Here is a 26,963-nt window from a genome sequence, read left to right on the forward strand (position 1 = left end):
CGCAGCAATCGCAATCGCGGCCTGGTTGACAGGGCGCTGGCCACGCTTATTGTCTGATAATTGAAAAATAGGAGAGGCCAGTGGTACACAGCGAAATGTCGCGGCGCGTCGCCCGGCCGTCATGCCCCTGTGCAACGTGCGACATGAATGCGTTCGCGCAGTGCCGGGGAACCTCGAAATGACCGTTATCTCCCGTCGCACCATCCTTGGCGGATCTGCGGCTGCCGCGCTGTCGTTAAGCGCCGCTCCACACCTCTCCGCCTATCCCCGCGCGCCACAGGCAAAGGCAGTGCTGGCCCCCACCCCGCCGATGGGCTGGAACAGCTGGAACAGCTTCGCCACCACGATTACCGAAGCGCAGACGCTGGAACAGGCGGCGATCATGGCGCGCGAGCTGAAGCCTGCCGGGTACGACATTCTGACGGTCGACATTCAGTGGTACGAGCCAGACGCCAGCAGCTATAGCTATTCCGCGAAACCGGTGCCGGAGATGGATGGCTATGGGCGCTTGCTGCCCGCACCCAACCGCTTTCCTTCCAGTGTCGGGGGTAAGGGCTTCGCACCGCTTGCGGACAAGGTCCATTCGCTGGGTCTGCGCTATGGCGTGCACCTGATGCGCGGCATTCCCCGGCTGGCGGTCGAGCGCAACCTGCCGGTGCTGGGCACCGACAAGCGCGCGCGCGACATTGCCGATACCTCCAGCACCTGCGCCTGGAATCCCGATATGTACGGCGTCGATATGACGAAACCGGGCGCTCAGGCTTATTATGACTCGGTCTTCGCGCTGCTCGCATCGTGGGGCGTCGATTTCGTGAAGGTCGACGACCTTTCCCGGCCCTATGACGCCCATGCTCCGGAAATCGAAGCGATCCATCGCGCGATCGGCAAGACCGGGCGTCCGATGATCCTGTCGATGTCGCCGGGCGAAACGCCGGTGATCCGTGGCGACCATGCCCGGAAATATGCGCAGATGTCGCGGATATCCGACGACTTCTGGGACGATTGGAGATTGCTGCACGATCAGTTCACGCGGCTGGAAAACTGGAACCCTTATATGGGCGACGGTTTCTGGCCCGATGCCGATATGCTGCCGCTCGGTCGGCTGAAGCTGGGCGAACGCGACAGCAATTTCACCCCGGATGAGCAGTGCACGCTGATGACTTTATGGTCGATCGCGCGATCACCGCTGATCATGGGGGGCGATCTGCGCTATCTGAACGATACGACCCGCGCGCTGCTCACCAATCCTGAAGTGATTGCGGTCAATCAGGCGTCGAGCGACAATCAGCCGCACTTCCTCGAAGACCGGTTGCGGGTCTGGACCGCGCGGGCAAGCGACGGCGATACGTATCTGGCGCTGTTCAACACCAGCGACCGGCCGGACACATTCAGCGTCGACCTGCGGCATATCGCGTTGCGCGCGGTCCGGATACGCGATCTGTGGCAACGGCGCGCCGACGGCACGGCGAGCGGACATGTCGCGCGCACGATCCCTGCCCATGGAGCGGTGCTGCTTCGGCTCAGGAGCGTGTGATGCTTCGTGTTGCAGCCACGATATCGATTGCGCTCTTCGCCTGCACTCCGGCGGTCGCGACACAGACCCGTTCCGAAGCGCCGGTGCCGGTTGTCGACATACGACTGCAACCCGATCCGGCGCATCCGGCAACCCGATTCGAAGGTTGGGGCACCGCGCTCGCATGGTTTGCCAATGTCACCGGCGGATGGCCCGATGCCGAGCGCAACCGGCTCGCCGACCTGTTCTATGGCCCCAAGGGGCTCGGCTGGACAATCGCGCGCTACAATATCGGCGGCGGTGCGAAAGCCGGCGCTAAACCGCTGTCGCAACCGGGCGCCAATGTGCCGGGTTTCTGGCGACAGCCGCCGGATGCCGACGGCACAGACTGGTGGCGCGCCGACGATCCGGCGATGTGGGACTGGTCGCGCGATGCCAATCAGCGCTGGTGGCTCGATGCGATCCGAAACCGGGTGGATGCGCCTGTCTTCGAGGCTTTCTCCAATTCGCCGCCCTGGTTCATGACCGTTTCGGGCGAAGTATCGGGCGCGAAAAATGCGACCGACGATAATTTGCGCCCCGGCTATGAGCGCCGCTTCGCCGATTATCTTACCCGCGTGGCGGCCGAACTGGAAAAGCGCCACCATATCCGCTTTGCCACGTTGTCGCCGGTGAACGAGCCGAACACCGATTACTGGTATGCGGGCAATCGTCAGGAGGGGGCGCACTGGAGCCCCGAGCGGCAGGCGATGATGATCGAGGCGACCGCTGCATCGATCCGGGCGCAGGGGCTGAGCGCCGTCGTATCCGCACCCGATGAGACGAGCTCGCAGCTCTTCCTGCGCGACTGGGCGGGCTATCCCGCCTCAGCCCGCGCCGAAATCGGTCAGCTCAACGTCCATAGCTATGGCGATGTGCATCAAAGCGCGGTGCGCGACATCGCGCGCGCTTCGGGCATTCGGCTGTGGATGAGCGAGAACGACCATCCGATGCCCGGCGACCCGCAGGATTTTCAGGGGATGACCTCGCCGCTCGCCTTTGCCGAACATGTCGTGCTCGACCTCAAACGGCTTGAACCCGCCGCATGGGTATTCTGGCAGGCGGTCGAGGGGTTCAGCCCGGCCGATACCGCCGGTTCGAACTGGGGGCTCATCAAAGCGGATCTGCGCGCCGCTCCCGATGTCGCGCATCGCATCACCATCACTCGCAAATATTGGGCGATGGCGCAGTTCAGCCGCTATATCCGCCCCGGCTATCGCCTGATCCCGGTCGATGATATCGATACCGTCGGGGCGATCTCCACCGATGACGGGGAAATGGTGCTCGTCCATGTCAATGGCGGGCTGGTAGCGCGCAGGCTTGCCGTGCCCGCCGGCTGGCACGCGCAGATGGTGCTGACCGATGCGTCGCATGATGCGCAATGCGTTACGGGAACGACGGCACCGCCGCGATCGATCGTGACGCTGGTGCTGCACCATAGCGCCACCGCGACGAGCCCCTGCGCCGCCTTTCGCTGAACCGCATTCTGCCCCGCCCCATCCCCGGCCCGATCGCTTCTTCAGCGGATAACGCAATCGCATCTGCGGGCCGGGCCTTTCGGGCCATCGGCACGCCCGATTTCGGCGAGCCGGTGCCCGGGGGTCGTTGCCGCGCGACTGACCCAGGCGGTCAGGGCGCGGCCCGTTCGCGCCCTAACTTCCGAACAACGACACCAGCAGCCAGATATTCGCGCCGCTCACGATTCCGAACAGCGTCCATGCGATTGCCTTCACCCCCGCACCATTGGCGAAATCGCCCATCAGGCGGCGGCTGGAGGTGAAGCGGATCAGCGGCCAGATTGCGAAGGGAAGCTGCGCCGACAGCACGACCTGCGACAGGACAAGCAGCCGCCCGACCGAATGATCGCCAAGGATCAGCACCCCGGCCAGTGCGGGGATCAGCGCCAGCCCGCGGGTAATGACCCGGCGCAGCCAGCAGGGGATTTTCAGGTCGAGAAACCCCTCCAATATGACCTGCCCGGCGATCGTCCCGGTAAAGGTAGCGCTCTGCCCCGACGCGAACAGGGCGACCGCGAACAGCGTCGAGGCCAGTGCCGCTCCCGTCAGCGGCGCGAGCAGGCGATAGGCATCCTCGATCTCAGTAACGCCCGTATTGCCGCTTGCGTGGAAGGTCGATGCCGCAAGCAGCAGGATCGCCGCATTGACGAAGGATGCGAGCAGCAGCGAGGCGACGATATCGATCGTTTCGAACTTCATCGCATCGCGCTTCGATGCATCGTCCTCGGTCGTGATTCGCGTCTGCACGATCGAGCTGTGCAGATAGAGATTATGCGGCATCACCGTCGCGCCGAGAATGCCGATGGCGAGATACAGCGCATGCGGATCGCGAAACGCCTCTCCGCGCGGGACGAGGCCAGCGAGCACCGCACCGGGATCGGGCGGGCTGAAGGCGAGCTGGATCACGAAACAGACGGTGATCGTGCCGACCAGCCCGAGGATGATCGCCTCGATCTGACGAAAGCCCTTCCCTTTCAGCCCGAGGATCAGCACCGTATCCAGCGCGGTGAGCAGAATCCCCGCCCATAAGGGAATGCCGAAGAGCAGGTTGAAGGCAAGCGCACTGCCCAGCACCTCCGCCACATCGGTCGCGATGATGGCCAGTTCGGCGAGCAGCCACAGGAACCGCGCCACCCCTTTCGAATATTCAAGCCGCGCCATGCGCGCGAGGTCATGTCCCGTCACCACGCCCAGCCGCATGCACAGCGATTGCAGCAACATCGCCGACAGGCTGGACGCAACGATCACGAACAGCAGGGCATAGCCATAGCGCGAGCCCGCTTCGATATCGGTAGCCCAGTTGCCGGGGTCCATATAGCCGACCGAGATCAGCAATCCCGGCCCGGCATAGCGCCATAATTTGGGCCAGAAGGGGAGCGAACGCGGCACCGCCACCGTGCCGCGCACTTCGGACGGGCAAAAGGGTGCGGTCGCGATATTGGGAAGGCCGAACGGAAATTTCATCGCACTGCCCGGCCCTGCCTCATTCGCCGGGCGTTTCCGGCTCCGCCACCGGCTCGGGAACCGCGCCCGGTGCAAAGCCATGGCTCATCCCCGCATGATAGCCGAGCGTCGATTGCCCGCGCACCGGCCCCGCCACATCCTGCACCAGATAGAGCGGCCGCCGCTTCGATTCGACATAAAGCCGCCCGAGATATTCGCCGATCATGCCCAGCACGAACATCTGCACCGCGCCCAGTATCACGACGACCAGCATGGTGGAGGTCCAGCCCTGCACTGCCGATCCGCTGATCCAGCCGAAGGCGATATAGAGGATCAGCAGCAGCGAAAGCCCGGTGAGCCACAGCCCGACATGGCTGGCAAAACGCAGCGGCGCGGTGGAAAAGCCGGTGACCGCGTCGAGCGCGAAGCGGATCATCTTCGACAGCGGATATTTGGTCTCCCCCGCATGGCGCTCCGCCCGGTCATAAGCAAAGGGAACCTGACGAAACCCGATCCACGCCACCATGCCGCGAATGAAGCGCGCCTGTTCGGGCAGGCTGAGCAGCGCATCTAGCGCGCGGCGGCTCATCAGCCGGAAATCGCCGGTGTCGAGCGGGATCGGCGTATCGGTAACGCGGTCGAGCACGCGGTAAAAGGCAGCGGCGGTCAGCTTCTTGAAAAACGTCTCGCCCTCGCGGCGGCGGCGCACGGCATAGACGACGTCCGCCCCCTGCGCGCGCATTGTTTCGCGCATATCGGCGAGCAGTTCGGGCGGGTCCTGAAGATCGGCATCGATGATCAGGATTTCCTCACCCGCGCACAGATCGAGCCCTGCGGTAAGGGCAAGCTGATGCCCGTGATTGCGCGACAGGTTGATGGCGACGAGATGGGGGTCGGCGGCCGCAAGCCGCTGCATCACCGGCCAGCTATCGTCGCGCGACCCGTCATTGACGAACACGATCTCGTAATCCTCGCCCACCGCAGCGCGCGCCGCGCCGGTAACGCGGGCGTGCAGCATGTCGAGACAGGCCGCTTCGTTATAACAGGGTACGACGATCGAGAGACGGGGGCGATTCATGGCCGGCCTCTTTAACGCCCCGTTTCGCCCGCGTCATCGCTTTGTTGCGGACGAACGGACCGGATTATTCGGGAAGGAAGCGGCGCGACACGTCGCGTGCGATCCGCATCGGGCGCATGGTCGACGCGTCGAGCGAGCACCATGTGCTCTTCACCTCGGCCAGAACATCCTCGCCGCGCTTGATAAAGGTACGGAACAGCGCGCGGGCGCCCTCGACCCGCTCGGCCACCACCGTGGCGACGATGTCGTCCTCAAGGAAGGCCGGGCGGCGATAGGTAATCTCATGCTTCAGCGCGACCCAGAGGTGGCGGGCGACATCCTCCGCCGGCGCGATCTTTTCCCAATAGGCCACCACCGCTTCCTGAACCCAGTTCAGATAGACCGCATTGTTGACATGACCCATGAAGTCGATGTCGTCGGGCGCTATCGCAATGTCGTGCTGATGGGGATGCATGGCGCGCATTGTATCGTTTGCTGACACCAGTGTCGATAAGCGATTATATCCGTTCGGCCGAACTTACCGCTTCAGCCGCGCGAAGCGCCGCGAGCAATTTCATCAGATGCGCCGCATCGCGCACCTGCACATGCACCGTATTGGTGTGGAACGTGGTGTCGCGGGTATCGAGCTGCAATTCCATGATATTTGCCCGGTGCGCGCCGATGATCGTCGCCACCACGCCCAGCGCGCCGGGTTCGTTCTTCAGCGTCACCGCGACGCGCGCGATACCGCCTTCGGCGCCCTCCCCCCAGGCGAGATCGACCCATACCGCATCTTCCGCCGAATCGAGCTGTTCGCAGGTGATCGAATGCACCTCGATCGCGCTGTCGGGGCGGCGAATGCCGACGATCCGGTCGCCCGGTACGGGGCGGCAGCATTCGGCGAGCGTATAGGCAATGCCGGGGGTAAGGCCGGTGATCGAAATCGCCCGCTGCTGCCGCGGCAGTGCAGCGATTTCCGACCGGTCGGCCGAACCGGGCATCAGCGCCTCCATCACATCGAAATCGCTGACCTTTTGCGTCGCGATGGCGTCCATCAGCGTCGCTTCGTCGGGATATTTGAGGCGTTTCAGCGCATCGGCCAGCGCGTCCTCGCCCACCGGGACCGGCAGCCGTGCGACGATCTCGTCATAGAGCTTATGGCCGAGCGCCACCGTTTCCGACCGCGCCTTTTGCCGCAAATGGCGGCGGATCGCGGCGCGCGCCTTACCCGTAATCGCGAAGTTCAGCCAATTGGGCTGCGGCTGCTGCGCCTTCGACCGCAAAATCCGCACCTGATCGCCATTTTCGATCGCGGTGCGCAGCGGCACGACACGGCCGTTGATCTTCGCGCCCACCGCCTGATCGCCGAGATCGGTGTGCACGGCATAAGCGAAATCGATCGGCGTCGCGCCCTTGGGCAGCTGGATCAGCTCGCCCGCCGGGGTGAAAGCGAAGATGCGATCCTGATACATCGCCATGCGGGTATGTTCGAGCAGCTCTTCAGGGCTCGCCGCATTGTCGAGAATTTCGACAAGATCCTGAATCCAGCGGATCTGCGTATCGGGCCGTACCCCGTCCTGCTTATAGGCCCAGTGCGCGGCAAGGCCATATTCGGCCTGATGATGCATTTGCCGCGTGCGAATCTGCACTTCGATCCGCTGCTGCTGCGCCAGCATCACGGTGGTGTGGAGCGATCGATAGCCGTTACGCTTGGGCGTCGAAATATAATCCTTGAACCGTCCCGGCACCATCGGCCAGCGGCGATGGATCAGGCCCAATGCGCGATAGCATTGCTCTTCGGTATCGACGATCACGCGAAAGGCAGTGACGTCCGACAATTGCTCCATGCTGACATGGCGTTCGGACATTTTGCGCCAGATCGAAAAGGGATGTTTCTCCCGCCCCGAAATCTCGCATTCGATCCCGCCGCGCTGCAATATCTGGTGCAGCCCGGCGGAAATCTTCTCGATCCGGTCCTCGCCATCTTCTTTCAGCGCGTCGAGGCGACGCGTGATCGATTCGAACGCTTCGGGTTCGATCTCGCGAAAGGCTAGGCTCTGCATCTCGCGCATGAATTCGTACATGCCTATCCGCTCGGCGAGCGGGGCATAGATATCCATCGTCTCACGCGCGATCCGCTTGCGCTTGTCCGGATTCTTGATGTGATGGAGCGTGCGCATATTGTGCAGCCGGTCGGCGAGCTTGACCAGCAGCACGCGGATATCATCCGACATGGCGAGCAGGAATTTGCGCAGATTTTCCGCCGCGCGCTCATTTTCGGACTGCGCCTCGATCTTGGAAAGTTTGGTGACGCCATCGACCATGCGCGCCACAGCGGGACCGAATTTGGCGAGAATTTCCTCCGGCGTCGCCACCGTATCCTCGATCGTATCGTGCAGGATCGCTGTCGCGATCGTCTCGCTGTCGAGATGGAGGTCGGTCAGTATCCCCGCCACCTCGATCGGATGGCTGAAATAGGGATCGCCGGAGGCGCGCTTTTGCGACCCGTGCGCCTGCATCGAAAAGACATAGGCACGGTTCAGCAACGCCTCATCGGCGCCGGGATCGTAGTCGAGGACCCGATCAACAAGTTCATATTGGCGCAGCACGCGACCTAGATGCCGCCGCCTGCTGCTGCTTGGCAACGATTTTGTGCGTTCAGCCCGCGCGAGCGTTGCATTTTGCGAGTGCCGCCTCGTCCAGCGCTGCTCCGTCCACGATAAAGGCGGTCAGCGTGCCCACCTTGCGCGCCAGAAGCTGGCATATCACCATGTCGCGCTGGCCGTCATGCGAGGCGGTGCAGCCATCCTTGTTGCAGTGCCAGACGGTGTTGCGGGTGACCAGCGTCGCATCGTCCGATGCGGCGGCGGGAACGCCAAGATAGACGCCGGGCGCGGCAAGCGCTGGCGTCGCGGCGGTGAACAGCGTGGCTGCGGAAAGCGAAAGAAACAGGCGCATGGGAATGGCTTTCATCCGGTTTATATGCGCTGCAGCATTATCTTACCCGGATGTAGGTTGCAATATAAAACTGGTGATGCGATGCAGTGCTGACTTTGGCCTTTGGCGAAGCGCGATTTGCGGGGTAGGATCAGGGCGATGGGCGATACGATACGAGAACCTTTGCGCCAGCTCGCGACGAGCTGCAGCCTTCCCGCCGCGCTGGAGGCGATGGGCGAACGCTGGTCGTTCCTGATCCTGCGCGCCGCCTTTAACGGCCTGCATCATTTCGAGGAATATCAGTCGGAACTGGGGATTGCGCGCAATATCCTTTCGAACCGGCTCGCCCGGCTGGTCGATCATGGCATTCTGGAACGCAGTTCGCTGGCCGAGGATCGGCGCAAGATCGCCTATCACCTCACCGATAAGGGCCATGCGCTGCTTCCCACCATGGTCGCGCTGCGCCAATGGGGCGAACGCTGGGAAACCGGCACGCCCGCCAGCCCGGTGCTGGTCGATGCCCGCGACAGGAAACCCGTCGCCCGCGTGGCGGTGCTGTCGCATGACGGGCGGCGGCTCGAACGCGGCGACCTGCTCTGGGCGCTTCCCGAAGAGGTGTTCGGCGAGGCGGCAGGCGCGGAGTAATACCGGCCTGCACGGATGGCGCCCCATCCCCCCGCCGTCATGCCGGCGCAATGGTTTCTGCTGCAGGTGCGCGGCTCCGTTCTCCCCAATCCCCCCGGAGACCCCAGCTTTCGCTGGGGTGACGACGGGTGGTGAGGATCGCGATACGCAGATAGGTCCGCATAAACGCGGCCTGGTATTAGCCGGCCGGCAATAGAATCACGGAATGGCGGGCGGCTCGGTCTTCACCGCCCATGCCCGGTTCGGCGTTTTGCCCAACGTGAAGTCGAGCGTTCCGCCCTTCGCCACCAGATCGGCATCGATCCATGCTCGGTGGAGCGGCTTTCCGTTCAGGCGAAGCGCCTGAACATAGGGCGCATCGGCTTCGGCACCGGCTGCGCGGATCGTGATCTTCGCGCCGGGCCGATCGATCACCGCCGCAGGGAAGAGCGGACTGCCCACCACCAGCTCGGCACGGCCGGGATAAAGCGGATACAGGCCAAGCGCGGACCAGACATACCAGGACGACATCTGACCCAGATCGTCATTGCCCGAAATGCCGTCGGGCCGGTCGGTCCAGATCTGGCGCATCGCCGCGCGCACCGTTTCCTGCGTCTTCCAGGGCTGACCGACAAAGTCATAGAGCCAGGGCGACCCGATCGACGGTTCGTTATCGAGTTCGGCATGGAGCGGCCCGGATTTGGTCACCGCCCAGCTGCCGTCGACATTGCGGAAAAACGCATCGAGCCGTTGTGCCGCCGCCGCCTTACCGCCCAGCGCATCGATCAGCCCGGCGGGATCGAACGGCACCATCCACAGATATTGCGCGCCGCTGCCTTCGACGAATTCGTCGAACGAAGCAGGGTCGAAATCGGGCCAGCTGCCATCGGCGTTGCGCGGCTGGATATAGCCGCCCGCCGGCGTCGCTTTCGGGTTGAAAAGGTTGCGCCAATAGCCCGACCGTTCGCGAAAGCGCCGCTCGCCCGCCCGGTCCCCGGCAATCCGGGCAAGCTCGGCGAGCCCGAAATCCGCCGCCGCCAGTTCGAGCGTGTCCGAGGCCGATCCCCATCCCGGCGCGCCGACCGGCATGTAATGCAGATTCATCCATTGATCGAGGCCGGGCCGCTGCCCCACGCACAGCACCGGGCACCCCTTGCGGCTAAGGTCGAGGGCAGTCGGAACGGTTGCTGCACGTTTCAGCGACGCATAGGCCCCCTTCACATCGAAATCCCGCCCGCCAAAGGCATAGATCGCCGCGAGCGAGGGCGGCGACGGATCGCCGTTCATCACGCCCGTAGCGCCGGTGATATGCGTCCAGCGGTCCCACACGCCATGATTTTGCTGCGCCTGATTGAACAGCGACTGCGCGATGTCCGACCCGCGCTGAGGGTCGAGCAGCGTCACCAGCTGCAATTGCGAGCGATAGACGTCCCAGCCCGAATAATTGGCATATTGCGCCCGCTGCCCTTTCGAGAGCGAATGCACCTCACCGTCGAACCCGCGATAGCGCCCGTCGCTGTCGCTATAGAGATTGGGTTCGAGCAATGCGTGATACAGCGCGGTGTAGAAGACGGTGCGATCCGCATCGCCGCCGCCGGTGATCGCAATTTTGCCGAGCGCTGCGTCCCAATGCTTCGTCGCCCGGTCGCGGATAGAATCAAAGCTGGTGCCTGCCGGGCTTTCGGCGGCAAGGTTCGCCCGCGCGCCCGCTTCATCGACATAGGATATGCCAATCCGCGCAGTGATGGTGCGCCCCTTTTCGGTATCGAAGCGAATCCAGCCGCCAGCGCCCTTGCCCGCAGGCGGGTGTCCGCGTGTGCCGTAGGTGGTGCCGCCGCCGCCATGATCAGCGCCCTTGCTCACCTGCTCATCGCGCCAGGTGCCACCAACCTCGAACGGCTGATCGAAGACCGCGACGAAGTGCAGCGTATAATAGCTTTCGCGCCGGTCCTCGGCCAGATATCCGCAGAAATTGCCCGACGTTACCGACCCGCTGACGGTGCGGGTGGCGGGATCGATCTTCAGCGTCGAATCGGTGCTGCCGACTTCGCTGTCCGAGGTGCGGAATAGAAGGTTTGCAGGGCGCCCCTCCGGAAACTTGAACCGGCCGATCGCGGTTCGCTCGGTCGCTGACAGATCGACCGCGACGCCATTGCCCAGCGTTACCGAATAGCTGCCGGGACTCGCTTTCTCCTTCGCATGGTCGATGATCGCGGCATAGCTCAGCCCCGCCTGAACCGAAGACGGCGAAACCTCCACGTCACGGGTGATCGGCATGATCGGTATGTCGCCGCTCGCCCCCGTGCAGCCGGTTCCCGACACATGGGTCAGGCTGAACCCCTTGATGCCGTTCGAGCGCCATTCATACCCCCCCGGCGCTGCGATCGGGAAACCATGGCCGGGAAGCGCCGTTTCCTCCGGACTGAATGCGACCATTCCGAACGGCAACGTCGCGCCGGGATAGACATTGCCGCCATTGGTCGTGCCGATGAACGGATTGACCTCCGCTGACGGCCCCCGCCCCTGCGCATGCGCCGAAAGCGGAAGCGTCAGTATCAGTGCGCCGAGGATGGTTCGTGCGTTCATCGATTCTGTCCTTTTGCTGGTCGGGCGCGCTTATGCTTCGCTCGTGAACGAAGGCGGCCGGTCGCCTTTCGCAGCGCCGAAGCGCGAGGGGCGCTTGCCCATTTCGAACACCAGCTCGCCGCCGCGCACCAGATCGGCATGGGCGATCCAGTTCTTCGTCCATGGCTTGCCGTTCCAGCGTACCGACTGGACATAGGGCGCATCGGGAGCATTGCCGTTCGCGCGCACGGTCAGCTTGCGCCCCTCGCCCACATCCAGCTCCGCCACATCGAACAATGGCGATCCGAAGACATAGATCGCGCTGACCGGATCGACCGGATAGAAACCAAGCGCCGACAGGATGAACCATGCGCTCATCTGACCGCAATCGTCATTGCCGATCACGCCGTCGGGATCGGCCTTGTACATCTCGGTCAGCAGGCGGCGGACCATCGCCTGCGTTTTCCACGGCGCACCGCAATAGGCGTACATATAGGCGACATGCTGATCGGGTTCGTTGCCATGCGCATATTGGCCGACCAGCCCCGAAATATCGGGCGGCGCATTTTCGGGCAGGGTCGAGGGCGCATTGAACAGCCCGTCGAGCTTCGCCTCGAACTTCGCATCGCCGCCGAAATGGTCGATCAGACCGTAAATGTCATGCTGGTTGAGGAAGGTCGCCTGCCAGCCATTGGCTTCGGTATAATCGCGCCATTTATCGACATCATGGCCGATCTGGATCGGATCATAATCCTTCCACCAGCTGCCGTCCTTGAAGCGCGGGCGGCCAAAGCCGATGCTCGCATCGATCACATTGCGGTAATTGCGCGACCGTTTGCGAAGCGCGGCTGCGTCTTCTTTCGCGCCGACCGCTTCGGCAAGATGCGCCATCGCCCAGTCGTCATACGCATATTCCTGCGTGCGGCTGACCGATTCCCACACTTCGTCACACGGGATGAAGCCGAGATCATAATAGAAACCGCGCCCCAGCGTGCTGTCGATATCCTTGAAATTCCGGTCGAAGGCGCGCGCGCGGATATGCGGCCATGCGGCGGCATAATCGGCCTTGATCCCCTTGGCATGCGCTTCGGCGAGCACCGATACTGCGTGCCAGCCGATCATCGTGCCGGTCTCTACCCCCTGAAGCGGCCAGACGGGCGGGCCGAACGGGCTTTCCGCGGTCTGACGGCACAGATCGCGGGTCAGCAGTGCGGCGTGATCGGGGGCGACCAGCGTCAGCAGCGGATGGAGTGCGCGATACGTGTCCCACAGCGAATAGGTGCTGTACGCTTCCTCACCCTTCGGCGCCTGATGCACTTTGCGGTCGAGACCGACATAGCGTCCGTCGCGATCGGTGAAGAGCGTCGGAGCAAGCAACGCATGATAAAGCGCGCTCGCCATAATGGTGCGCTGATCCGGCGTGCCGCCCGAAACGCGCACCCGGTCGAGATGCTTCGCCCACACACCGCGCGCCGACCGCGCCGCTCCATCGAAATCCCAGCCGGGCGCTTCGGCGGCAAGCGCATCGCGCGCGCCCTTCACATCCACCGCCGACAGGCCGGTCTTGATGAGAATCGGCTCCCCGCCGGCGGAATCGAAGAACAGGGCTGCCTTAACCTTATTGCCTTTCACGCTCGTCGCGCCATCAGGAAGCGGCTGGTCGTCATCGCCGAAAAACTGCACCCGGTCGGGTTTGCGCGACAATGCCATCGCGAAATAGATGTGTCGCCCCTTTGCCCAGCGATTGACCTGCCGCCCGCCGGTCAGCATCCCATCGGGGTGGAGGGTGAGGTTCGCATCCTCGACCACGATCCCCTTGTCCCAGTCATCCTCGATCGCATGGGCGAAATCGATCAGGATGTGCCCCGGCCCTTCTGCAAAGCGATAGCGGTGCAGGCCGCAGCGTTCGGTGACGGTAAGCTCTGCCTGCACCCCCGATTCCAGCGCGACACGGTAATAGCCCGGTTCGGCGAATTCGTTCGAAAAGCGCTGGCGATAGCCCTGATCGGGCGCGTCCTGCGGGCCGGGGAAGAGCTTCAGCTCCTGCCGTGTCGGCACGACCAGCACGTCGAGCATGTCGCCGATCCCGGTGCCCGACAAATGGGTGTGGCTGAACCCCATGATCGACCCGTCATCCTGATGATAGCCCGAACAGGCATCCCAGCCATGCGTGTTGGTGTCGGGGCTCAATTGCGCCATGCCGAAGGGAAGCGAGGCACCCGGAAAGGTATGACCATGGCCGCCGGTACCGACGAACAGGTCGGGCTTTCCCGGTGCCGGGACCTGCGCCCATGCGCGGACGGGCACTGCGCCGCCGAATGCGGCAAGCCCGCTTCCGGCAAGAAGCTGACGACGGCTGGCGGTAATCATGGATATTTCTTCCCTGAATTTCATGGGGGTCAGATTTTTCCGGCGAGGATGTCGGGCCGGGTATCGGCGAGCTGGACGATCAGTTGCCCGAACAGCGCATTGGCCCATGCGAACCATGACCGGGTGAAATTGGCGGGATCGTCCTTGTTGAAGCTTTCATGCATGAATCCGGTGCCCGCATGGGTGGTCTTCAGCCAGTGGAGGCACTGGCGGATGGTCGCGTCATCGCGCGCATTCATCGCATGGGTGATGATCGACATCGGCCAGATCATGTCGAGCCCGATATGCGGCCCGCCAATCCCTTCCGCCGCCTTTCCGGCAAAGAAATAGGGGTTGCGATCCGACCAGGCGAGATCGGCGGTGCGGCGGAAAAGCGCATCGTCCTTGTCCACCACGCCCAGCAGCGCGAGGCCCGACAGGCTGGGTACATTGGCGTCGTCCATGAACACCCAATTGCCCATGCCGTCGATCTCATAGGCCCAGACCTGCCCGCCCTTGCCATCGGGGATCAGCGCATGGTCGCGAAGCGCGCCCTCTACCTCTTGGGCGAGCGCTTCCGCTTCACGCGCCGCGCCCTCATCGCCGCGCGCGCCGCGATGCACTTCGGCGATCCGGCGCAGCACCGATACCGCAAACAGGTTGGAGGGGATGAGGAAGGGGTACAGGCACGCATCGTCCGAGGGACGGAACATCGAATGGATCAGGCCGATCTTCTTCGTCGGACGGCCATAGCCCCCCAGCATCAGCGTATCGGTCGGCGAAAATGCCTGACGCTGGAAATGATAGGGGCCGCGATCCTCCTTGCGCTGCTGTTCGCGGAAGGTCTGCACGGCAAGCTTCATCGCCGCGCTCCAGCGATCGTCGAACGGCGTCTTGTCGCGGGTGCGCGTCCAGTATTCGTGGGAAAGCCGCATGGGATAGCAAAGCGAATCGATCTCCCATTTGCGCTCGGCAACGCCCGGTTTCATGTCGGTCTTGTCGGTTTCCGACCATTCAAGCTTCGACGGCGCGGTCGGGTCCTTGTCGAATGCATTGGCGTACGGATCGATCAGGATGCAACGCGCCTGACGCTGGATCAGCCCCTGAAACAGCCGCTTCAGCTTCGGGTCCTTGTCGACGAGATGGATATAGGGCTGCACCTGCGCCGAACTGTCGCGCAGCCACATCGCCTCGATATCGCCGGTGATGACAAAGGTGTCGGGCTGACCCTCGAGCATGCCCGTCTGCACCGTCGTATCAAGCGTATTGGGGTAGCAATTCTCGAACAGCCAGGCGAGTTCGGGATCGGCGATCGCGCGCTTCACCCGGACAATCTCCGCCTCGATCGCCGGGCTGGTGAAATTGCGTTTCGCGGGCGACGGGCGCTTGCTGACGAACGCAGCGGCGCTCGCCATTCGCGGCATGGCGGCGGTCAGCGCGGCTGCGCCCGCCCCCGCCATGATCTGTCGGCGGTTGGGGGTCATAGGCTCTTCCCTTCGATCAGTTTGCAGGCGCGCTCAGCGAAAACGGCGCGTCGGCGGGATCGGCGCCCCATTGTTTGTTGGGCTTCGGCCCCATCACGAAAGTCAGCGTACCGCCCTGTTCCAGTGCATCATGCGTCAGGAATGTCTTGGGATGCGGCTTGCCGTTGAACGTCACCGACTGGACATAGACATTTTCGGGGCTGTTGTTCTGCGCGACGATGCGCAGCGTCTTGCCCGTCGGCATTTGCAGCACCGCATCGCGGAATAGCGGGCTGCCGATCGCATATTGGCCGGTTGCCGACGCTACCGGATAAAAGCCCAGCGCCGAGAAGGCATACCAGGCCGATGTCTGGCCATTATCCTCATCGCCCGGATAGCCGTCGGGCGTGGGGGCATAGAGCTTCGCCATGATGTCGCGGACATGATATTGCGTCTTCCACGGCGCACCGGCCCAGTCATAGAGATAGGGCATGTGCTGGATCGGCTGATTGCCATGCGCGTACTGGCCCATATCGACGATCTGCATCTCACGGATTTCGTGGATCGTCTGACCATAATAGCTGTCGTCGAAAATCGGCGGCGTGGTAAAGATCGAATCGAGCCGGTCGACGAACTTCTTGCGCCCGCCCATCAGGTTGATGAGGCCCTGCGGGTCCTGCATCACCGCCCAGCTATAATGCAGCGCATTGCCTTCGGTGAACGCATCGCCCCATTTGTACGGGTTGAACGGCGTCTCCCACGATCCGTCCTGATTGCGCCCGCGAATCCAGCCGCTCTCGGTATCATAGAGCGTGCGATAATTTAGCGCGCGCTGCGCATATTTCTTGGCGTCTTCGGTCTTGCCCAGCGCCTTTGCCATTTGCGAGATCGAGAAATCGGCGGTCGCATATTCCAGCGTGCGCGCGGCATTTTCGTTGATGCCGACATCATAGGGGACATAGCCGAGCCGGTTATAATATTCCGCGCCCTCACGGCCGACCGCCTCGACGACATTGCCGCGCTTGTCTTTCGGTCGTCCCTCGCTGGTGGTCGCGTTCTTGATCATCGCTTCGTAGAGCGTTTCCGCGTCAAAGCCGCGCACGCCGTTGATATAGGCATCGGCGATCAGGTTCGCCGAATTCGACCCGATCATGACGTCGCGATAGCCGGGGCTCGCCCATTCGGGCAGCCAGCCGCCCTCCTTATAGGTGTTGACCAGCCCCTGCATGATCTGGCTGTCGCGTTCGGGATACATCAGCGCGAAAAAGGGAAAGACCGCGCGCCATGTGTCCCAGAAACCGTTATCGGTATAAAGATAGCCGTCATGCACTTTCCCGTCATAGGGGCTGTAGTGGATGACCTTGCCGCTGGCGTCCTTTTCGAAAAATTCGCGCGGGAATTGCAGCATCCGGTACAGCGCCGAATAGAAAGTGCGCCGGTTCTGCTGATCGGGATCGCTCACCCGGATGCGAGCGAATTCCTTTTCCCATGCCGCCTTCGCCTTAGCGCGTGTCGTGTCGAAATCGTCGCTGCCGATCTCGCTCTTCAGGTTGCGCAGCGCCTGTTCGGGGCTGATGAAGGAAGAGGCGACCTTCACATGCACCGTCTCGCCCGCTTTGGTGGCAAAGCTCACCACCGCGCCGACATGATCGCCCTCGCGCGTCCGGTCGTCGGTCAGCTGGTCATTGTCGTCCCAGGTCCGCGTGACGGTGAAGTCGTGATCGAATTCGGCAACAAAGTAATTGTGGAAATTGTCGGGCACGCCGCCATGATTGTTGCGGACATAGCCGGTGATGCGGCGATTGGCGGCATCGACCTTCACCATCGACCCGCCGGGCAGCGCGTCGAGCAGGATGTGGGCGTCCGCCGCCTTGGGGAACGTAAAGCGGAACTGGGCCGCACGGTCGGTCGGCGTGACCTCCGCCGTCACGTCATAATCGGCGAGATAGACTTTGTAGGAATAAGGATGCGCTTCCTCAGCCTTATGGCTGAACCAGCTGCCGCGCTCTTTCTGACCGACCTTCAGCTCTCCGGTTTCGGCGAAGAGTGAGAAAGCCGCATAATCGTTCATCCACGGGCTTGGCTGGTGCGTCTGCTTGATGCCGTTTATCTTCTCGGCATCATAGGTATAGGCCCAGCCGGTGCGCGCATCGTCAGCCGTCACCGGGGTCCAGCTGTTCATACCGAACGGAACCGAGATCGCCGGATAGGTATTGCCATAGGACAGGCGATAGCTGGAATCGGTGCCCATTAGCGGGTTGACCAGATCGACCAGCGCGCCGGTATCAGCGGGCGCTGTCTCGCGCGCCATGCCCATCGGCACCCCGCTCGCCGCCAGCACCATGGCTGCGGCTGCGCTCTTCAGAGCAATTCGCCCGATCCTGTTCACTTGCCTTTCTCCCTTTCGCCGCTCAGCGCGGCAAGGGGCGCGGTTTCACGCCCTTGTTCGTCATTTTCACCGGACGGATCGTACCGTCCGCGTTGAAGATCATGTGGTCGATCGCGAGCTGGCGATGCTCGCCCTTATCGTCGCCCAGCGGCCTGCGGTGATAAACGATGTACCAGTCGTCACTGCCCGGCACATTGACCACCGAATGGTGCCCCGCCCCGCGCGCAATGCGGAAATCCTGCGCCAGAATCTTGCCCATTGGTTTGAACGGGCCGGTCGGGGACGGCCCCATCGCATAGGCGACCGAATAATCGGGTCCGGTCCAGCCGCCTTCCGACCACATCAGATAATAGACGCCCTTGCGCTTGATGACGAAGGAACCTTCGACATAGCCGGGGGGCGTGATTTCCTTGTAGGTACTGCCGTCGGGAAAGCGCTCGACCGAGCGCAGGTCGTCGGAAAGCCTGACGACATTGCAGTGGTTCCACCCGCCATAATAGAGATAGACCTGTCCGTCATCGTCGCGAAAGACGAACGGGTCGATCGGCTGCGCGCCGTTATGAAAAGCGTCGATCAGCGGATGGCCGATCGCATCCCGAAACGGACCGCCGGGCGAATCCGCCACAGCGACGCCGATACCGCCGGTCTCGCCATCTTTCTGAATATCGTTGGCGCCGAAGAAGAGATAATATTTGCCGTCCTGCTCGATCGCCGAGGGCGCCCAGACGGCATAGGCAGCCCATGCGACATTTTCGACATCCAGCACATGCTCATGCTTCGTCCAGTGGACGAGATCGGGCGAGGAAAAGGCGTTGAAAAAGGTCTGGATGCCGTATGAGGGCCGGACCATCTTGTTCTTACGCAATTCCAGCTGCGACCGGGTGAAATGGTGCGAGCGGTCGGGCGTCCGAAAGTCATCCGAATAGGTCGGATAGATCCAGTATTGCCCATCGAAAATCCGGATTTCCGGATCGGCATACCAGCCCTTCACAATCGGATTTTCGGCCATGGCAGGCATCGTTGCCATGGCACCCGCTGCCATGAGCGCGAACGCTTTGATCATCTGTCTCATGCCACATCCTCCGGGCGTTCGGGCGGGAAAAGAAAAGCGGGACGGCCATCCGCGAATATGGCCGTCCCAGTTCCGGGGGAGATTCCTTCACCCATTAAAATTTGTAGGAAAGCCCCACATACGCGCGCCGTCCCGAATATACGTTCGAGATGAAGCGGGCCTTCGTATCGTTGCCCAGATGCTGACGCTGTTCCGACTTGGTCAGGTTGATGACCGATGCGGTCAGCTGAACATTGTTGAACAGTTCATACGATGCGTTGAGGTCAACCTGCTCATACGGATCGGTATAGACGTTGAGCCCCGAGGACAGACCGCCCACCACTTCGCCGCGACGGTTGTACGATGCGCGCAGCAGGACCGGGCCGCGTTCGTAGAAGACCGAGGCGTTGACCTGCGTCTTCGCACTGCCGACCAGCGGCGAGGTGCCGACCTTCTGTCCGTTCAGGCTGACATCCGCGACCGAAGTGTCGTTATAGGTGAAGTTCACCTGCGCACCGAGGCCGAAACTCAGCGTATGCTGTGCATAGAGTTCGACACCCTGCGACACTGCCTTCGACCCGTTCGCCTGAGTCGAATATTGCTGGATAGTGACTTCCTCGCCAGCGACATTCTGCTGAACGTCGAGCACCAGCGGCACGATGAAGTCGGAGACGTCCTTGCGGAACAACGTAGCGCCGACCACCGATCCGCGCTGGAAATACCATTCCACGCCGACATCATATTGCCATGCCTTGAACGGCTTCAGATCAAAATTACCGCCGCCGCCGAACCAGCCGGGCAGCGCGCCGAATTCGGCCCGGTCGAACACGAACGGATCGGCATTGAAGGTGAGCGAGCGCGCACCCGCGAGATCGCCGTAGCTGGGCCGCGCCATCACCTTCGCCACCGCCCCGCGGACGAGGAGGTCGGGGGTAACGTTCCATGCAACGTTGAAGCTCGGAAGGACTTCGGTGTAGCTCTTGGACTCGTTGTTCGGGCTGTACACGCGAACTTCCCGCTGATCCTGCGGAATGACCAGGCAGTTACCGTCTTCGCCTACCGGTTTGTTCGGATCGAACGGGCCGGCAGGGCCATCGACGCAATAGTCGTTCTCATAATATAGAACGTCGGTCGAGGTGCCGCTCTGCTTCGTACTGACCAGACGAATGCCGATATTGCCGCGAACGGTTTCGGTCTTGTAATTGACCTGCGCATAGCCCGCCCAGATGCGCTCACCGATATTGTACAGATTCTGCGGCTCCGGCACACGGACCGGGCCATTATAGGTCTTGTTCAGATAATCGATGTAATTCTTGATGTTGATCGCCGGGAAAGCGTTGGTTTCGAACCCGCCGGGAATGTTGCTGAGCGAGTCAGGATAGAAGAATTCAGGCAGCGCCAGCGCACCGCCCGGCGTATCCTGAAAACGGCGCGTATTCGCATCGTCCGAATACCATTCGAACCGCCCGGTTTCGCGATGGATCGACGCATCGCGCCATTTCGCACCGACCTGAATCGAATCGATGAAGCTGTCGAAATGCCGGGTTACGTCGACCTGCGCATAGCGCTGCGACAGCGTGCTGTTCGAAAAGCCCGAGCCGGTCGAACCAAGGTCGATCTGCGCGGTGCCCGCCAGCATGTTCTGGAGCACCTCGGGGGTGAACTCCATCGACATGCCCTGTTTGGTGAAGTCCCAGGCACTCAGGAAATTGCCGTTGGTGGTGCCGTTACGCGGCTTTGCCTGTGCGTAGAACTGGAAGGAAGGGCCGCCGTCCGACTTGGTCTTGCCCAGCGCGAAATGCACATCGAGCCGATCTTTGTTCCAGTCGCCCTGAACGTCGAACGTGTTGGATACTTTTTTCTGCCGTACCAGCGTATTTTGGGGCGCAGGCGTCTCCATGGTGCACAGATTGCCCGGCACGCGGCACCCGGTGCCCTCAGGCGGAACTTCGAACGTCGCGCCGGTGAAGATCGTACCGCTGGGATCCAGCCTCGCACCGGTGAAGAAATTGCCATAGCCCCATTCGGGCACCTTGATGGTGCTGGAAATATAATCTCCCTTGACCTGAAAACGGAAATAATTGGCGGTGATGGTCAGGTTATCGAACGGCTTCATCTGCGCCGTCGCCTGAATGCCGAGCCGCTTGCGCTTTTCGTCCTGAATGGTTTCGCCGACCGACTGCGGCGCCCAATAGCCGCTATAATGCGTTCCATCGCGCGTCGTGGTACCGGCATCGTTGCCGCTGTTCCAGTACGAGATCGCATCGTCGTTCGCGAAGGTGTTGCCGTTCACATCGACGGCAGGCTGTGTGCTCTTGTCATCGGTCCACCAATGCCAGGACGAACCATAAGCGCTGAGCGTGCGGTTGGTGCGCTCCTGATAGGTCGCACCGACCAGGAAGCCCAGCCGCTCTTCAGGGTCTTTCCAGGACAGCAGGCCGGACACGTTCGGCTCCACCTTTTCGGTGACATCGGCATAGGTGCCTTCGACCTGAACATTGCCCGACCATGCATCGAGATCGAACGGCTTGCGCGTGTGGTTGATGATGACGCCGCCGACGCCGCCTTCGTCGAGCCGCGCTTCGGCCGATTTATACACCTCGACACTGCCGATAAAGGTCGAGGGGAGCAGGACATAATCGAACGAACGCGACGGATTGTCGCCGGTCGATGCAATGAAGTTGCCGTTGAGTTCGGTGAGCGTCAGATCGGAGCTCAACCCGCGAATGCTGACCCGGCTGCCCTCGCCGCCGTCGCGGCTGATGATGACACCGGGAACGCGCTGGAGCGAATCCGCGACGTTCTTGTCGGGGAATTTACCGACATCTTCCGCCGTGATGACGTCGATAAACGCGTTGGCGTCGCGCTTCTGTTCAAGACTCGCCTCGATCGACTGGCGATAGCCGGTGACCACGATGTCGCTTGCGCCGTCCTGAGCGCTGGTGGGGGCCGTTGTTTCCTGCTGCGTGCCCGTTTCCTGCGCCGATGCCGCGCCGGCAAACCCCGCCACCGCGCTGGCGGTGAGCATCAGATGACGAACCAGCCGCTGACGCGCGCTGATCTTCGATAGACGGATTCCGGATGTCTTCATTGTTTTTCCCTCCCTGTTGGTCGCGGGTGCAATACCCACGGGGTCAGCCCGTCGAGTCTTGCGCCCGATCAACTATCCACACTTCATAATCATAAAAACAATTTGTCAAATAAATGTTTTATTCCACAATTGCCCTTGTGTCCCGATGTTGGGATTCTCCCGACTTTCCCGTTTTATTTTGTGGTTAGGCGATGAACCTCTGACGATTGGCAGGTGCCGAATCATCATCATTGTCGTTCCGAATCGTTCGCCTCCCACAAGGGTGCGGCGATGCGCGAAAGCGTTTCGGGCGGTGCCTTCGCTTCGGCGCGGTCATAGGTGAGCAGGCCGTTTATCTCATCCTCGACATCGCTGGTCTGGGTGTAGACCGCAGCGCTCAGCCCCGCTTCTTTGGCCTGACGGATCACCTCGTCCATTTTTCGGCGGAAGCGCTCGACATAATCGGCCTCATCGCGCGCAACCTGATATCCCCAGTTGCGCTTGCCCGCGCGCCAGATATGCCCCTCGACCGGAAGGCCGATGCCGCCATATTCGCCCAGCACGATCGCCCGGTTTGCCTGATGCGCCGGGGTTTTGGGGACATCTTCATAGGTATGAATGTCATAGACGTCCGACACGTCGGGCGCGCTGTCCACCCAGCCGGAATCGGCATCGATCAGGCGTGAGGGGTCGAGCCCCTTCACGAAGCGGGCGAGCGTGGCTGAGTCATATTGTCCCCAGCCTTCATTGTTGATCACCCACAGCACGATCGAGGGAAAGGCGCGCAGATCGCCCACCATCGCGGCAAGCTCCTGCTGCTGCTGCGCCATGGCGTCAGACGGGAACACCGCCTGATACTGGCTGGTCCCGGCAAGAAACTGATCTTCGCCGCCGCCCGAGGGCATGTCCTGCCAGATCAGCATACCCAGCCGGTCGGCGTCATAATAATAGCGGGCGGGCTCGACCTTGATATGCTTGCGCACCATGTTGAACCCGGCCTTTTTCAGGAAGACGAGATCGCTTCGCATCGCCTCCTCGGAGGGCGGTGTATAGAGCCCGTCAGGCCACCAGCCCTGATCGAGCGTCCCGTTCTGAAAGAGCGGGCGATTGTTGAGCAGGATCGCGGGCTGGCCCTGAACGCTGCCCTCACCGATCGAAATCTTGCGCATCGCGAAATAGGCATCGACGCTGTCGCGCGGTTCGCCCACGACCCGGGCACCGGCATAGGCCGCGCCTTCACGCTGGGTGAAGCGCGAATCATAGGCGGTGCGATCGCGATCCTTCGACCCGGCATAGGGATCTTCGACCCGAACCAGTTCCGCTTTCAGGTCATAGAGATAGGGATCGTCCGGCGACCAGAGATGCGCTTGCGGAACCGTCAGCGTCGCGCGGCGATTGGCGCGGATGATCGTCGATGCAACCACCCGGCCATTTGCGCTCGCCGTCAACCGCACTGCGTCGCGATCATCAGCCCAGCCGCTCAGCGCTACCGCCACATCGACGACGCCGCGATCGATATCGGGCGTGGCGCGCACATCGGCGATGTGCAGTTCGGGCACGGGTTCGATCCAGACCGTTTGCCAGATCCCGCTGACCGCCGTGTACCAGATGCCGGAAGGATCGAGGATTTGCTTGCCGCGCGGTTGCGTACCCGCACTGGTCGGATCGGTGACCTGAACGATCAGTTCGTTCTGCCCCGGTTTCAGATAGGAGCTGATGTCGAAGCCGAAGGTCGAAAATCCGCCCTTATGCGCGCCGACCACCGATCCGTTGACCAGCACGGTGGCCGCATAGTCGACCGCACCGAAATTCAGCATGACATGCTCGCCCGCCCAGTCGGCGGGAACGGTGAAGCTGCGCCGATACCAGATTCGCTGGTCGGGCGTCACCTTGCGCGCCACGCGCGACAATCGGGATTCGACCGGGAAAGGCACCAGAATCTGCCCGTCCATCCGCTGCGGCCGCGCTGCCGCTTTGGGGGCGATGGCATAGTCCCACAGCCCGTTCAGATTTTGCCAGCGCGCTCGCTTCAGCTGCGGCCGGGGATAGCTTTGCCAGACATTGTCAGGGGTGACCCCCGCGCCCCAGCGAGTGATGAGGTCGCTGGTATAGACGCCATCCTGCGTCGTGCTCTGCGGCATCGCCGCCACGGGCGTCGCGGCGAACAGGAAAGCCAGCATAAGAAGTCGTTTCATTGCAATTCCTCCTGCTTGCCGACCGGCACGGCGGATGGCGGCAGTTCGGAGCCCGGATGTTTGGAGAGGCAAGATGGCATCCGGGCTCCGGTCTCCGCGCCGGGGGGCGGCCACGGAGATTCGAACCATGGTTCAGTTCCTCACGTCGGACAGCGAGGGCGGCGCGGCACCGAGTGACGAACCCCAGTTCGGGTTCGGCTTCGGCCCCATATCGAAGACGAACGCCGCTCCGTCGCTGATATCGTCATGGCTGAACCATGGCTTGTTCCATGCGCGGCCGTTCAGCGTGGCCGACTGGATGTACATATTATCGGGCGAATTGTTCTTCGCGGTAATGGTGAGCGATTTGCCGTTGCCCATGTCGAGCGCGACATGATCGAACACCGGGCTGCCGATCACATAAACGTCGCTCGACGGATCCACGGGATAAAACCCCATCGCGCTCAGCATATACCAGGACGATGTCGCCCCCTGATCATCCATGCCGGGATAGCCATAGCCCGCTGCATCGCTGCCATAGGTCAGGTTCAGGATTTTGCGGACGAGTGCCTGCGTCTTCCACGGCTGACCGCTCCAGGCATAGAGATAGGGTGCCTGCTGATCGGGCTGATTGCCCTGCACATATTGGCCGATCATGCCGGTGCAGTCCCGGCAAATGCCTTTGGGCGCATAGGGCGTATTGAAGAAGCGATCGAGCTTCGCATTGAACGCCTCGCGCCCGCCCAGCAGCGCGATCAGTCCACCGACATCCTGCGGAACCAGCCATAGCGTCGACCAGCCCGATGCCTCTTTCATCATGAAATTATAATAGGGTTCGGCGGGGTCGAAAGGCGAAATCCATGCACCGTCTTCGGTACGCCCGCGCATGAAGCCGGTGCTTTTATCGAAGACATTGGCATAATTGCGCGCGCGGTTCAGAAAGAGGCGGTAATCCTCTTCCTTGCCCAGCTTCTTCGCATATTGGGCAAGCGCATAATCGTCCCACGCATATTCCAGCGTCGTCGCCACGCCGGCCTTGCCCCCGGCATAAGGCGGGCTGGGATTATGATCGGGTACAATGTCCGAAATCCAGCCCTGCCGCATATATTCGGCCAGATAGCCGCGCGGCCCTTTCGGATCGACCGCGTTCTTGCGCAGATATTCGTACGCTGCAGCATAATCGAACGGAATGCCGCGCTTCCATGCGCCGAGATACAGGAACACGGCATTGTCGCCGTGGAACGAGGTATTCATATACCCCGTTTCGCGCGCCATATCGAGCTCGGACGCCATGATATTGCGCACGACCTCAGGCTCCATCAGTTCGAGCAGCACGATCTGATTGCGCCCGGTATCCCAGAACGGCACCGGGCCGTAGCGGTCATGGGTTGCGGTCTTCACCTCGCCATTGCTGTCGGCGAATTTCTCGCCCTTTGCGGCGATCAGGCGGGGGCTCGCAAAGGACTGGAACAGGGTCGAGTAGAACAGCTTGCGCTGTTTTTCCGTGCCACCCGATACGCGTACCCGGCCGAGCAGCGCCGACCATTCGTCGCGTGCTGCGGTCCGGACCCGCTCAAAGTCCCATCCCGGAATTTCATCGGCGAGCCGCTGTTCGGCCTGCGCATAGCTGGTGCCATGCGCCATTTTCACCAGTATCTTCTCGCCCGCTTCGGTGCGGAAGGTGGCATAGCCGCCGGCATAGCTGCCGTCCGTTTTGCGCGCGGCCGGGTCGATATCGCTCACACCGATGCCCCAGCCGACATTGTCGCCCGGCGCCTTTCGGAACGTGCCGAACGCCGCAAAAGGTTTCGAAAATTCAGCGACGAAATAGGCACCGTCAGCACCCCTGCTCTGCGCCGATTTACCCCGGATCATCCGGTCGCCGACCACTTCCATCTCGCCGCCATGGCGCGGAAAGCTGATGGTTACATTCGACCGTTCCGCCTTGGGAAAGGTAAAGCGCATAACGCTTGCCCAGCGCGTCGCCGTCATTTCGGCTCTGGTATCGAAGCTGTTGAGATAGACCGAGTAATAGCCGGGCGATGCCTTTTCCCGCGCCTTGTCATAATAGGCCTGACGATAGGCGGGTGCGGGCGACCAGTCGCCGACCACCGGCGAAACGATCGGCTCTGCGCCGCCGCCATAGGTGGGGCCGCCGCCACCGGTAAATCCGATCATCGTCGGATTGGTATAATAATAAGGAACCGGGACGCCGTTGGGATAGCTGAGTTCGATATTGTTGTTGACCGGCGAAGCCGCGACCGATGCATGCGGCAGGCGCGCGCCGGGGGAGGTCTGGCCCGAATAGACCGGCTCACCCGGTGGCGGCGCGTTTCCGATCAGATCCTGACGATCGAGCGGCGCGGTACCCACCAGTGGATCGGCAAGGTCGACCGCCGCGCTGCTGTCTCGCGCGGCGTCCTGCGCGAACGCCGATCCGGCGCCCGACAGACCGGCGACCATCGCGATCAGCGATACGGCAAAGGCGTTCGCCATGCCTGTCTTTCTGGGAATGACCTTCATTGTCCCCCTCCCCCTGTGTGCTTTGCTCTTGCCGACTCTCCGGTCAGCTTGGGGACAAAGTTAAATAAACCAAATTGTTTGTCAATTGCTCATCGTATTGAAATTTGGCGTTTACCTGTGGGACGATGCGTTACTGGTGAACGTCGGAAAGTCGCAGCACTGTCGAGGCCGAACGTCAGCCCGGACAGGGACCGTCGCGCCCCGGTAAAGGGCTGTTTCGTTCACCCGCGTCGCGGGACAGACTGGCCT

Annotated in this window: 16 protein-coding genes; 3 read left to right on the forward strand and 13 right to left on the reverse strand. The window is 62.1% G+C overall.

The window, feature by feature from the left end:
* The first annotated feature begins 178 nt into the window (after window positions 1-178).
* Both EV664_RS04280 and EV664_RS04285 read left to right on the forward strand, forming a co-directional pair.
* A complete protein-coding gene (locus EV664_RS04280) occupies window positions 179-1,534 on the forward strand; it encodes a glycoside hydrolase family 27 protein (RefSeq protein WP_133494455.1) in 1,356 nt (451 codons plus the stop codon).
* The gene (locus tag EV664_RS04285; protein ID WP_133494456.1) at window positions 1,534-3,030 is read left to right on the forward strand and encodes a glycoside hydrolase; all 1,497 of its coding nucleotides are present in this window, start codon (window positions 1,534-1,536) and stop codon (window positions 3,028-3,030) included. Before EV664_RS04280 ends, EV664_RS04285 begins: the two co-directional genes overlap by 1 nt.
* A gap of 174 nt (window positions 3,031-3,204) precedes the next feature.
* Here the strand turns inward: EV664_RS04285 and EV664_RS04290 are convergent, their stop codons facing one another.
* The 5 genes from EV664_RS04290 to EV664_RS04310 all read right to left on the reverse strand — a co-directional run bounded on the left by EV664_RS04290 (window position 3,205) and on the right by EV664_RS04310 (window position 8,527).
* The gene (locus EV664_RS04290; RefSeq protein ID WP_133494457.1) at window positions 3,205-4,533 is read right to left on the reverse strand and encodes an Nramp family divalent metal transporter; all 1,329 of its coding nucleotides are present in this window, start codon (window positions 4,531-4,533) and stop codon (window positions 3,205-3,207) included.
* A 19-nt stretch (window positions 4,534-4,552) separates the two neighbouring features.
* On the reverse strand, window positions 4,553-5,590 hold the full coding sequence (locus EV664_RS04295; RefSeq protein WP_133494458.1) for a glycosyltransferase family 2 protein: 1,038 nt from the start codon (window positions 5,588-5,590) through the stop codon (window positions 4,553-4,555).
* A gap of 64 nt (window positions 5,591-5,654) precedes the next feature.
* Entirely contained in the window at window positions 5,655-6,053 is a 399-nt protein-coding gene (locus EV664_RS04300) for an acyl-CoA thioesterase (protein WP_133494459.1), read from the reverse strand.
* A gap of 34 nt (window positions 6,054-6,087) precedes the next feature.
* Window positions 6,088-8,178, reverse strand: coding sequence for a RelA/SpoT family protein (locus EV664_RS04305; RefSeq protein WP_133494460.1), 2,091 nt, complete (start codon window positions 8,176-8,178; stop codon window positions 6,088-6,090).
* Between the two features lie 49 nt (window positions 8,179-8,227).
* Window positions 8,228-8,527, reverse strand: coding sequence for a CC_3452 family protein (locus tag EV664_RS04310; protein WP_133494461.1), 300 nt, complete (start codon window positions 8,525-8,527; stop codon window positions 8,228-8,230).
* A 138-nt stretch (window positions 8,528-8,665) separates the two neighbouring features.
* Between EV664_RS04310 and EV664_RS04315 the strand changes: the two genes are divergently transcribed.
* Entirely contained in the window at window positions 8,666-9,151 is a 486-nt protein-coding gene (locus tag EV664_RS04315; protein ID WP_133494462.1) for a winged helix-turn-helix transcriptional regulator, read from the forward strand.
* A gap of 198 nt (window positions 9,152-9,349) precedes the next feature.
* On the opposite strand, the gene EV664_RS04320 is transcribed toward EV664_RS04315, so the two are convergent.
* The 8 genes from EV664_RS04320 to EV664_RS04355 form a co-directional block, all read right to left on the reverse strand.
* On the reverse strand, window positions 9,350-11,716 hold the full coding sequence (locus EV664_RS04320; RefSeq protein WP_133494463.1) for a GH92 family glycosyl hydrolase: 2,367 nt from the start codon (window positions 11,714-11,716) through the stop codon (window positions 9,350-9,352).
* Window positions 11,717-11,746: 30 nt separating this feature from the next.
* On the reverse strand, window positions 11,747-14,065 hold the full coding sequence (locus tag EV664_RS04325; protein ID WP_133494464.1) for a GH92 family glycosyl hydrolase: 2,319 nt from the start codon (window positions 14,063-14,065) through the stop codon (window positions 11,747-11,749).
* A gap of 29 nt (window positions 14,066-14,094) precedes the next feature.
* A complete protein-coding gene (locus tag EV664_RS04330) occupies window positions 14,095-15,528 on the reverse strand; it encodes a glycoside hydrolase family 125 protein (RefSeq protein ID WP_133494465.1) in 1,434 nt (477 codons plus the stop codon).
* A gap of 16 nt (window positions 15,529-15,544) precedes the next feature.
* Window positions 15,545-17,824: a GH92 family glycosyl hydrolase gene (locus EV664_RS04335; RefSeq protein ID WP_229668125.1), complete on the reverse strand. Its 2,280-nt coding sequence runs from the start codon at window positions 17,822-17,824 to the stop codon at window positions 15,545-15,547.
* 94 nt (window positions 17,825-17,918) lie between these two features.
* A complete protein-coding gene (locus EV664_RS04340; protein ID WP_162848768.1) occupies window positions 17,919-18,968 on the reverse strand; it encodes a glycoside hydrolase family 43 protein in 1,050 nt (349 codons plus the stop codon).
* A 94-nt stretch (window positions 18,969-19,062) separates the two neighbouring features.
* On the reverse strand, window positions 19,063-22,038 hold the full coding sequence (locus tag EV664_RS04345; protein WP_229668101.1) for a TonB-dependent receptor: 2,976 nt from the start codon (window positions 22,036-22,038) through the stop codon (window positions 19,063-19,065).
* 227 nt (window positions 22,039-22,265) lie between these two features.
* A complete protein-coding gene (locus EV664_RS04350) occupies window positions 22,266-24,212 on the reverse strand; it encodes a glycoside hydrolase family 2 protein (protein WP_188656361.1) in 1,947 nt (648 codons plus the stop codon).
* Between the two features lie 132 nt (window positions 24,213-24,344).
* Complete coding sequence (locus EV664_RS04355; protein WP_211338465.1) at window positions 24,345-26,714, reverse strand: GH92 family glycosyl hydrolase; 2,370 nt, start codon at window positions 26,712-26,714, stop codon at window positions 24,345-24,347.
* Window positions 26,715-26,963 lie beyond the last annotated feature (249 nt).

This window comes from Stakelama pacifica (assembly GCF_004361835.1).
GTDB classification, from domain to species: Bacteria; Pseudomonadota; Alphaproteobacteria; order Sphingomonadales; family Sphingomonadaceae; genus Sphingomonas; species Sphingomonas pacifica.